General features: G+C 52.8%; 6 protein-coding genes and 1 pseudogene. 6 read left to right on the top strand and 1 reads right to left on the bottom strand.

The genetic code is table 11. The features are described 5' to 3' along the window. Positions 1–27: 27 nt before the first annotated feature. Positions 28–150, bottom strand: a pseudogene (locus C0081_RS04325) (transposase); the annotation flags it as partial. A gap of 541 nt (positions 151–691) precedes the next feature. On the opposite strand from C0081_RS04325, the gene ppsA reads away from it, so the two are divergent. The 6 genes from ppsA to C0081_RS04295 all read left to right on the top strand — a co-directional run bounded on the left by ppsA (position 692) and on the right by C0081_RS04295 (position 11,392). Next, complete coding sequence (gene ppsA / locus C0081_RS04320; protein WP_101532583.1) at positions 692–3,073, top strand: phosphoenolpyruvate synthase; 2,382 nt, start codon at positions 692–694, stop codon at positions 3,071–3,073. Between the two features lie 324 nt (positions 3,074–3,397). Next, positions 3,398–5,146, top strand: coding sequence for an acetate--CoA ligase (gene acsA, locus C0081_RS04315; RefSeq protein WP_101532582.1), 1,749 nt, complete (start codon positions 3,398–3,400; stop codon positions 5,144–5,146). Next, positions 5,143–7,143 (top strand): pyruvate dehydrogenase (acetyl-transferring) E1 component subunit alpha, encoded by a 2,001-nt coding sequence (gene pdhA / locus C0081_RS23520; RefSeq protein ID WP_101532581.1) that lies wholly within the window; start codon positions 5,143–5,145, stop codon positions 7,141–7,143. Before acsA ends, pdhA begins: the two co-directional genes overlap by 4 nt. 3 nt (positions 7,144–7,146) lie before the next feature. Next, entirely contained in the window at positions 7,147–8,409 is a 1,263-nt protein-coding gene (locus C0081_RS04305; RefSeq protein WP_101532580.1) for a dihydrolipoamide acetyltransferase family protein, read from the top strand. Then, positions 8,406–8,651 (top strand): acyl carrier protein, encoded by a 246-nt coding sequence (locus C0081_RS04300; RefSeq protein ID WP_101532579.1) that lies wholly within the window; start codon positions 8,406–8,408, stop codon positions 8,649–8,651. The genes C0081_RS04305 and C0081_RS04300 overlap by 4 nt, the downstream gene beginning before the upstream one ends. A gap of 152 nt (positions 8,652–8,803) precedes the next feature. After that, on the top strand, positions 8,804–11,392 hold the full coding sequence (locus C0081_RS04295) for a cation-translocating P-type ATPase (protein ID WP_101532578.1): 2,589 nt from the start codon (positions 8,804–8,806) through the stop codon (positions 11,390–11,392). Positions 11,393–11,448 lie beyond the last annotated feature (56 nt).

The following is an 11,448-nucleotide window of genomic DNA, read 5'->3' as shown; positions in this document are numbered from 1 at the left end:
AGAAATTAATAGGTCCTGAGCCTAGGTACTGATCATGTTTGGATGCACCCCATACTTCTTCGACAGCTCGGAAAGTGTCAATTCTTCCCGGATCGCTTCAAGCGCAACCTTGGCTTTGAACTCAGCTGGATATCGGTTTCTTTTTGTCATCTCGGATCGTCTCTCTCATCAGGAGATCCACCTTAGCACATGGTCCAATTTTCCAGGACCACCTCTATTTCGTGCGATCTGGTGGCCTAATGCCACCCGTGCGTTCCAATAACGGATAAATCGACGATGAGGCACGCTCAAACAGACGGCCAATCGAGCTCATAGATTCGCCCCGTTGCCATCTATCCCAAATTTCTGACTTCTGCTTGGCTGTGAAAATTATTTGGCGGCGATACTTCATAATAAACACTCCAATCCTTCTCATAGATTAAAGTGTTGCGTCGACCCCATGAAATCACCGCCAAACCTGCCTTTGATGATCTCGATGCGCTGAACGAGTGGTTGCGCTTATGCATACCCCCAATATCACCAACGGCGATCAACCGATCTGAGTACGTCACTAAAACCATCTCCTGTAACGTTAATTGTCGCATAGCCTGTCTTGATTCTAGAAAATGGCATTGACGGCTGTCAACGCTTGGGTTTGATAACAGCGTTAGCCTGCTTCACGTAAGAAAATTTGCTTTCGGAAGGAACCGAGATGACCGTCTTAATTCGCAATTTCAACACCTTGAAACGAAGCGATATAGTCAGCGTTGGCGGCAAAAATTCCTCGCTTGGTGAAATGATTGGCGCGTTGCACGCCGAAGGTATTGCCGTACCACCGGGTTTTGCCACAACCACTGAAGCCTACTGGCTCTATATGGATGCCAACGGGCTGCGGCAGCGCATTATCCAATTGATCAAGGATTGGCAAGACGGCAAGACAAGTCTGGCAGAGACCGGCAAGGCCATTCGCAATCTGGTTTTGCGCGGCGACTGGCCAAAAGACACAGCGGCAGCGATTAGCAAGGCATATAAAGAGCTTGGCGATACTGTCGTTGGAGAAAACATCTCGGTTGCCGTGCGCTCCAGCGCCACCGCGGAGGATCTTCCCGATGCAAGTTTTGCCGGTCAGCAGGAGACATTTCTTAATATATCCGGTGACAAGGCGCTCTTGCAAGCTTGCCGCCGTTGCTACGCTTCGCTTTTCACTGACCGGGCGATCAGTTATCGGCAAACGAATAATATCGATCAAATGAATGTGGCGCTGTCAATTGGCGTTCAGCAAATGGTGCGGTCCGATATCGGCGGTTCGGGCGTTATGTTTTCCATCGATACTGAAACGGGTTTCGACAAGGTCGTACTGATCAATGCCACTTGGGGGTTAGGCGAAAATATCGTTCAGGGGGCTGTCGATCCCGATGAATATCAAGTTTTCAAGCCGCTTCTGGACAAAGAAAATCTGTGGCCCATTATTGAAAAACGGAATGGCAAAAAAGCTATCAAGATGATTTTTGGTGATAGCGACACTCCGACGCGAAACGTGCCGACATCGAAAGCGGAACGACTGTCCTATGTTCTGGACGACGCAGATATTGTGACTCTGGCCCGTTGGGCTGTAACCATCGAGAAACACTATGGTTGCCCGATGGACATGGAATGGGCGAAGGATGGGGAAACCGGCAAGCTCTATATCGTTCAGGCACGTCCCGAAACCGTACAGGCACGGCGAGAGGTCGGGGTCTTCAAGACCTATAAGATTGGTAAAAAGGGGCGCACCCTTTTGCAGGGACTTGCAGTTGGGGATGGCGTTGTTTCTGGACGATTGTGCCTGATTGAAAGTGCCCGATATATCGATCAGTTTGTCGCCGGTTCAATTCTGGTTACGGGGACCACCGATCCCGATTGGGTGCCAATCATGAAACAAGCGGCGGCGATAATCACCGATCACGGCGGGCGCACGTCCCATGCCGCCATCGTTAGCCGCGAGTTAGGTCTTCCAGCGATCGTCGGTGCGGGGAATGCAACCCATGTTCTGCACAGCGGGCAAGATGTGACGCTTTCCTGCGCAGAAGGTGATGTTGGTTTCGTCTATGAGGGTAGGGCTGAAGTTAAGACAGACATTGTGGATTTAACAAAACTTCCCCAAACCGATACGCATATCATGCTCAATCTCGCCAATCCGGCAGCATGTTACCGCTGGTGGCGCCTGCCGTCAGACGGCATTGGTCTTGCGCGGATGGAATTTGTCATCAACAACGCCATAGGCGTGCACCCAATGGCGCTGATCCATTATGATCAGCTGCGCAATGAGGAAGCCAGAGAAAAAATAGCCAAACTGACGACTGGTTATGACAATAAGACAGATTATTTTGTCGACAAACTTTCCCACGGTCTGGCTAGGTTATGCGCAACTGTCTATCCAAAACCGGCGATCATTCGCATGAGCGATTTCAAGACCAATGAGTATGCCGGACTTCTGGGAGGCGAGGGTTTTGAGCCCTCAGAAGAAAATCCAATGATCGGGTTTCGCGGTGCGTCGCGTTATTATTCATCGCGTTATCGTGAGGGTTTTGCCTTGGAATGCAAAGCGATCAAATATTTGCGCGATGAGATGGGTTTCGACAACGCGATCATGATGATCCCATTCTGCCGTACCGTGAGTGAGGCCGAAAAAGTACTGGAAGTGATGGCGGAGAACGGTCTGCGCCGTGGAAAAAACGGTTTGCAGGTTTATGTCATGTGCGAAATTCCATCGAATGTGATCTTGGCCGGAGGATTTGCTCAACACTTCGATGGCTTCTCGATCGGCTCAAACGATCTAACACAGCTGACACTCGGCGTTGATCGGGATTCTGCCGAATTGGCGGACCTCTTCAGCGAGCAAAACGAAGCGGTCAAATGGATGATCAGTCACGTGATTGCCGAAGCTCAAAAAGCCGACAAAAAGGTTGGCCTTTGCGGGCAGGCTCCCAGTGACCATCCCGAATTCGCTGACTTCCTTGTCGAATGTGGCATTAGCTCAATCTCGGTAACCCCCGATAGCTTTGTCGCTGTAAAGACGCAAGTTGCAGACAGTGAAGCCCTCCGGTCGGGCTAACGCAGTTAAAAAGACTGTGTGGGTAAAACATTGATGACCGTCAATGCCGCAGTCCTGAATGGGTCAAGTATGAGACATACAGGGATTGCGATCAGCGTGTTCCACCTCGCAGGTTTGAGTGTGCCATGGCACCAAACAGCTTCTATTCAGCAACCAATCCCGCGACAAAATTCTATCCGGATCACGCTTGGCCCACACTCAAAATCGGTTCTGATCGGGCGATATTGTGTGAGCCATCGCCTGAATGACGGCGTGACGAACGCACCGGATGTGGACGTCAGCATGTAGAGAGTTCGTTCTGACCAGCGAGAGGAGGAAGCTTCCATGAAAATCATCACCAAGAGCCACGCAGCAGCTATGAAGGCCAACCTCTCTGACTATGATGATTTCTGCTCGAAATTCCACTGGGAAGGTGCCTATGATCTTCTTGAGGGACTGCCCAACGGTGGGCTCAACATCGCTCATGAGGCAATAGACAGACATGTCGCCCACGGGCTCGGAGAGAAGACGGCAATCTGCTGGCTGTCGAAGGGAGACAGTCGCAGAGAGATCTCCTATGCCGAATTAAAGGATGAAACCAACCGTTTTGCCAATGTTCTGGCGGCGCTTGGGGTTCACAAGGGCGAGAAGGTCTTTACCCTGCTCGGGCGCGTACCCGAACTCTACATCGCAGCCCTTGGCACATTGAAACTCGGCGCGGTCTTTTGTCCGATGTTCTCCGCTTTCGGCCCAGAACCGGTCAAGGCTCGCATGACCATCGGCGAGGCGCGCGTGCTGGTGACCTCAAAGACACTCTACAAACGTAAAATCGCGTCTTGGCGCACAGAGCTGCCTGAACTTGAGCACATTCTGCTGATCGATTCAGAGGACCATTCCGGAGAAGGCACCGAAAGTCTTGGTCCGCTGATGGCAGCCGCCTCGACGGATTTCTCCATCATAAGGACCGAGCCCGAAGACATGGCACTTCTGCATTTCACCTCGGGAACGACAGGACGACCCAAGGGGGCCGTGCATGTCCATATGGCGGTCGTCGCACATAATATGACTGGAAGATTGGCGCTGGATCTGAAAGCCGGAGATACATTCTGGTGTACAGCCGATCCTGGTTGGGTGACCGGAACCTCCTACGGCATTATCGCGCCCTTGACCAACGCCACGACCATGATCGTCGATGAGGCCGATTTCGATGCCGAGCGCTGGTATCGCATTTTGCAAAATGAACGGGTTAATGTCTGGTACACGGCGCCCACCGCGATCCGCATGCTGATGAAAGCGGGAGCCGAACTTACAAAAGGCTACGACTTCTCTCAATTGCGTTTCATGGCAAGCGTCGGCGAACCTCTCAATCCGGAGGCCGTGATCTGGGGCAACAACACGTTCGGCATGCCGTTCCATGACAATTGGTGGCAGACCGAAACCGGCGGCATCATGATCGCAAATTATGCCTCGATGGATGTCAAACCGGGCTCCATGGGCAAGCCGCTTCCCGGCATCACTGCTGCCATCGTCAAAACATCGGGGGATACTGCGACTGAGATCACCAAACCGATGACAATCGGCCAATTGGTGCTGAAACCGGGTTGGCCATCAATGATACGGGCCTATCTTCATGAAGCAGAACGGTATCGCAAATGCTTCGTGGGCGATTGGTATATCAGCGGCGATCTGGCGATGCGCGATACCGACGGTTATTTCTGGTTCGTCGGGCGCGATGATGATGTCATCAAGAGCGCCGGCCATCTCATCGGCCCGTTCGAGGTGGAAAGCGCGCTGATGGAGCATCCTGCGATTGCCGAAGCAGGTGTCATCGGAGTCCCCGACGAAACAACGGGTGAAATGGTGAAGGCATATGTCGCCCTGAATCCAGGCTTTGAGGAGAATGACGCGCTGATGCTGAGCTTGGTGGGGCATGCCCGTAAACGACTTGGCCCAGCGGTGGCTCCAAAAGAAATCGTCTTCCGCAAAAATCTTCCCAAAACCAGATCAGGCAAGATCATGCGACGACTTCTCAAAGCGCGAGAATTGGACTTGCCTGAAGGTGATATATCAACTTTGGAAAGCGATGAACAATGACCCATTCAGCAAAACCACATCTGTCTCGTGACCACATGTTGACTTTGCTGAGACACATGATCCGTATCCGGCATTTCGAGGACAAATGTGCCGAACTTTACACACTGCAGAAAATCCACGGTTTTCTTCATCTATATGACGGAGAGGAAGCAATTGCTGCAGGTGTCATCTCTTCGCTCACTGATGCAGACCGTGTGGTTGCCACCTATCGAGAACATGGACATGCTCTTGCCCGTGGTGTGCCAATGCAGGAAATCATAGCCGAGATGTACGGCAAGGCGGAAGGTTGTTCCGGAGGGCGGGGCGGCTCGATGCATCTCTTCTCCAACAAGGCGAACTTCTATGGTGGCAATGCGATCGTGGGTGGAGGATTACCACTCGCTGTCGGCCTTGCACTGGCAGATAAATTACGTGGCGAAGACAGGGTAACGGTTTGCTTCTTCGGCGAAGGCGCTGTTGCGGAGGGTGAGTTCCACGAGAGCCTCAATCTCGCAGCACTCTGGAAACTGCCCATCCTATTCGCGTGCGAAAATAATCAATACGCCATGGGAACGGCGCTGGAGCGTTCGGAATCAGAAACGAATATACACAAAAAGGCCGAAAGTTACGGACTTATCAGTGAAGTAGTGGATGGCATGGACGTGATCTCTGTGGAGGTTTCCACACGTCGTGCGCTCAAGGTGATCCGCGAGACGGGAGGCCCCTGTTTTCTTGAGTTTCACACTTATCGTTTCCGTGCACATTCGATGTTTGATGCACAATTATATAGAGCAAAGGAAGAGGTCGAGATATGGCGTAAGAAAGGACCTATTTCCCGTTTCACATCTTGGCTCGAGCAAAGTGGCAGTCTCGATGCAGAAGACATCAAACAGCTTGAGGTCGAGATTGATGAAGAAATTACGGATGCCATTGATTTTGCCGAGGCAGGTACGTGGGAACCATTGGAGACACTCGAAAAAAATGTCTATGCCGATCCGGTCGAACATCCTCCGGCCATGGTGGAAGCATCACCCCAAACAATACAAACAACCTATCGCGATGCAGTCAAAATGGCGATTGATGACGCTCTCGAACGCGATGACCGCACTTTTCTGATGGGCGAAGATGTCGGCATGTATGGTGGTTGTTATGCTGTCAGCAAGGGGTTGTATGACAAATTTGGCTCGGAGCGCATCCGTGATACACCCTTGTCCGAATCCGGTTTCACCGGTGCCGGTATAGGTGCTGCGATTGCCGGCATGCGGCCCATTGTCGAACTCATGACGGTCAATTTTTCGCTTCTGGCACTGGATCAAATCCTCAACACGGCAGCCACGTTTCGGCATATGTCCAACGGTCAGTTTGGTGTGCCGGTGGTCATCCGCATGGCGACAGGTGCCGGTAAACAGCTCGCCGCGCAACATTCGCACAGTCTGGAGGGATGGTACGCGCACATTCCGGGTATCAAGGTCCTTGCTCCAGCAACGCTGGAAGATGCACGCGGCATGTTATGGAGCGCACTGGAAGACCCCGATCCGGTCCTGATTTTTGAAAATGTCATGCTTTACAACCGTTCTGGCGAGCTTGCCGTCAATGCGGGGCCAGTGGATATTTCAAAAGCGGTCATACGTCGCGAAGGCTCTGATATTTCACTCATCACCTACGGTGGCTCACTCTTCAAAGTACTGGAGGCTGCAGAGACCCTTGCGGGTGAGGGGATATCAACCGAGGTCATCGATTTGCGAAGTCTGCGTCCGCTGGACGATGAAACAATCCTTGCGTCTGTGGCAAAGACCCATCGTGTGCTGATTGTTGACGAGGGGTGGCAAACCGGAAGCCTTGCGGCCGAAATCGGCATGAGGATCGCGGAGAAAGGATTCTATGATCTTGACGCCCCCCTCGCACGGCTTTGCAGCAGGGAGGTTCCCATGCCCTATGCCAAACATCTCGAAGATGCGGCGATCCCGCAAACCGAAAGCATTGTCAAAGCGGTGCGGACTCATTTGGGGAAAGGCTGACCCATGATCGATTTTCTCATGCCATCGCTCGGTGCCGATATGGAAGATGGCAAGCTCGTTGAATGGCTGGTCGAACCCGGTGCCATGCTCAAACATGGCGATACCATTGCTGTGGTCGAAACCCAAAAAGGCGCAATCGAGATCGAGATATTCAACGAGGGTATTTTCGATCATCCATTGGTGGATATCGGCATGGCGGTGCCCGTTGGCACACCAATCGCTGCGATCCGCGAACGGGGTGAAGCGGCCGCGATCAGGGATGCAGAGCAGTCGGAAAAATCTGAACCGATCACAAAAGCAGCTGACGGCTCAGAAGCCGTTGCAGATCACAAACCCGCAGCCGAAGCTGAACCGGTTGCTGGTCCGACAGGTCTACTTGCTGAGGCGCGGGTAACCACACCCGCCGGAGAACGAACCCGGGTCTCGCCCATTGCTCGACGCTATGCCGACCAGCACGGGATTGATGTTGCTTCAATCAGCGGCAGCGGCCCCAGCGGAGAAGTCCTGTTGCAGGATGTCGAAATGGCAGAAAAGCCAGCTGAACGGACAATTCTGTCAACCAAAGAACCTGCCCCGATTGATGAAACAGAAACAGGAGAGCGTCTTAGCGGCATGCGCGCTGCCATCGCTACGGCAATGTCCCGTTCGAAACGCGAAATCCCGCATTTCTACCTCGCTCACAGCATTGATCTAACGCTCTGCGAGGCCTGGTTGGCGGATTACAATGCCGAGCGCGCCCCCGAAAGCCGGTTGTTGTTGAGCGCATTATTGGTCAAAGCCGTGGCATTGGCGGCACACAAATACCCTGAATTCAACGGACATTATATCGATGGTGTGTTTCACTCCGGTGCCGCAATCCACGTCGGTGTTGCGATTAACATCCGCGGCACGGGGTTGGTCGCCCCGGCAATTCACAATGCAGAAGGTTTGAGTCTGGAAGGTTTGATGGTGAAAATGCGCGATCTCGTTGTCCGTGTCCGGGCCGGTCGATTTCGTTCCTCCGAGCTGTCTGATCCGACGATCACGGTTTCTATTATGGGAGATCGAGGTGTCGAGACGCTTTATGGTGTTATTTATCCGCCACAGGTAGCGATTATCGGTTTTGGCATGCCGGTCACCGAGGCACGCGTGGTCGACGGAATGATAGGACCACGGCGCATAGTCCATGTCACACTGGCCAGCGATCATCGGATCAATGATGGCCATCGCGGGGCGCTCTTGCTTGCCCGTATTGAACGTATCTTACAGGAGCCGGAAAAACTATGACACAGGTTGAATTGGAAAAAGCACTGGCTGACGCCCTTGGACGGATCGCCCCGGATATTGATGTCGCGGATATCGACCGTGACGGTGATTTGCGTGAGGAATTCGACATCGACTCGATGGACTTCCTGAATCTGGTAACAGCCCTTAGCAAGCAGTTTTCGCTGTCTGTTCCTGAAAAAGACTATCAAAGTCTTGGAAGTTTTTCGGCGATCATAACCTATCTGGCGGAGAAAACGGCCTAATCTTTTCCCTTGGAAAGGGCAAAGCCATCGCCCCAGAGAAGTCAGAACAGCCAGAGGAAAATGTGATTGAGAATGTTCCGATCAGGTTCGAGATCGATATGGGCAGGGCAAAACTACCTGACTGCAAAAACGGGCTCCGATTGTGAAAGAAAATGGCCACGAAGAGTGAAATCGAGAAAAAAAACTTAACCGGCAAGGCGTCAAGCCTCTTTTCAGGATTGACCGAACAGCAGGCTATAACAACTCTTAAGCTCGATGGCCCCAATGAATTGCAGGCAGATGAGCAGCGGACCATGGCAACCATTGTCATGGAGGTGTTGCGCGAGCCGATGATGGCGCTGCTCGTTGCCGGTGGCATCATCTATTTTCTTCTCGGGGACATCAAGGAAGCGATCCTGCTGACAACGCTTGCCTGCTTTTCAATTTTTATTACGGTCTGGCAGGAAATGCGCACCGAACAGGTGTTGCATGCCCTGCGCAATCTAACCAGTCCGCGCGCTCTGGTGATCAGGGACGGTGATCGCAAGCGGATACCTGCGCGCGAGGTGGTCTGCGGCGATTTGATGGTCCTGGCTGAGGGAGACCGCGTACCCGCAGATGCCATCATTTTACAAAATCATGATCTTGAAGCTGACGAATCCCTTCTTACTGGCGAGTCTGTTCCAGTTCTCAAGGTTGAAGCGACACAAAGCGATGCAGTTGAAAATCAGCATCCGGGAGGCAATCTGCAACCTTGGGTCTTCTCGGGCACATTGATAGTCCGGGGCAGTGCCATTTGCGAAGTCACCGCCACAGGCGCGCGCAGCGAGATCGGCAAGATCGGATTGTCGCTTGGCTCGCTTGATCGTGCGCCGCCAAGACTGCAGGTGCAGATGCGGCACCTCGTGCGGATTTTTGGCTTGATCGCACTTGTCGTATGTACAGTTGTGATAACGTTTTACGGGATTTTCCGCGACAACTGGCTTGATGGCATACTGGCAGGCATCGCACTGGGCATGTCCCTGTTGCCCGAGGAGTTTCCGGTCGTCCTGACGGTATTCATGGCTATGGGCGCGTGGCGGATTTCCAAGGCAAGAGTGCTCACACGCAGAGTGACCGCCATCGAAACGCTGGGATCGGCGACAGTTCTGTGCACGGACAAAACCGGCACTCTGACAGAAAACCGTATGTCCATTGCAGAATTGGTTCTGCCGGATGGGCGGCAGCATATGCTCGATAGCGGTCAAAACCTTGGCGAGGAATGCAGACAACTGGCCGCTCATGGCATTCTAGCCTGTACACTCGATCCCTTCGACCCTATGGAAATAGCCTTTCATGATCTCACACCGATGGCCTTTCCTAGTGGTCATCCGGGCAGAGGCAATTGGGCTTTGGTAAAAGAATATGGCCTGACTGCGGAGCTTCTCGCTGTCACACAGGTCTGGGCGACAGAAGCAGGATCCAATTACTCTGCCTCAACGAAGGGCGCACCTGAAGCCATCGCGGCTCTGTGCCATTTGGAGGAGAGCAAGGCAGCCGGTATCCGGAAATTGTCGGAGCAAATGGCTGACAAGGGTCTACGCGTTCTTGCGGTAGCTCAAGCCAACCACTCTGGCACGATGCTGCCGGACACACCGCAAGACTTCGCCTTTCACTTTCTCGGTCTGGTCGGTCTTGCCGATGGTTTGAGACCGGAAGTCTCCGACGCAGTGGCGCAATGTCGATCAGCCGGCATCAGGGTCGTTATGATCACGGGGGATTATCCCGCGACTGCGTTGGCGATAGCGCGGCAGGCGGGAATTGCCGATGTAAATGACGAAGTGATCACGGGTCGGGCGCTTGCTGGTATGGATGACGAGGAACTGGCCGGTCGGCTTGCGTCGGTGCATGTCTTCGCACGCATCATGCCCGAGCAAAAACTCAAGATCGTTGATGCCTTCAAGAGCAATGGTGAAATTGTCGCGATGACTGGAGACGGGGTCAATGATGCCCCGTCACTGAAGGCCGCCCATATCGGCATTGGCATGGGTGCCAGAGGCACGGACGTCGCCCGTGAGGCATCCTCTATCGTTCTGCTCGATGATAATTTTGGTTCCATAGTTCAGGCCGTTCAGTTGGGACGGCGCATCTACGATAATATCCGGAAGGCATCTTTGTTCATTCTTGCCCTGCATCTGCCGATTGCCGGACTGGCGCTTGTGCCGCTTGCTTTTTCCTTGCCGATCGTTCTGTGGCCGCTGCATATCGCACTTTTGGAAATGATCATCGATCCGATTTGCTCTCTGGTCTTTGAGGCGGAAGAGGAGGAGGAGGATATCATGCGCCGTCCACCAAGGTCGCCCGAAGAGAAGCTGTTGCCCAAGCCTCTGGTCATCTGGGGCATCGTGGAGGGAGCAATGGCTCTGGTGATAACCGGTGGTGTCTATTTTTGGGGTATCGCCTACGGCTATCCAGACGGCGAGATCCGAGCGCTTACATTCCTGACCTTGATCTTGAATATCTTCATTCTCGTTCTGGTCAACCGATCCTATTCTGTTTCAATGTTTCAGGCTTTTCTCAAACCGAACCAGACTTTCTGGATCGTCGTGGCTATCGTATTTGTCCTGTTCCTTATCATCTTCATGTGGCCAGCCGCCAATGAGATCTTGCTTTTCTCACCTTTGGAAATCGAGGCATTTGTAATGGCAGCCATAGCGCCTGCTATCCTTCTGGCCATTTCGGAATTCATGAAGCTTTTGTTTAAACCAACGCGTGGATACTAAAACTGCAGAAAATTGCCAATTTTGATGCAACGTGTCTAAGATACGCAACGTACAGA

The organism is Cohaesibacter celericrescens, assembly GCF_002866925.1.
Classification (GTDB): Bacteria; Pseudomonadota; Alphaproteobacteria; order Rhizobiales; family Cohaesibacteraceae; genus Cohaesibacter; species Cohaesibacter celericrescens.
Note: the sequence above shows the minus strand (reverse complement) of the source record. Positions and strands in the feature narration are given on the sequence as shown.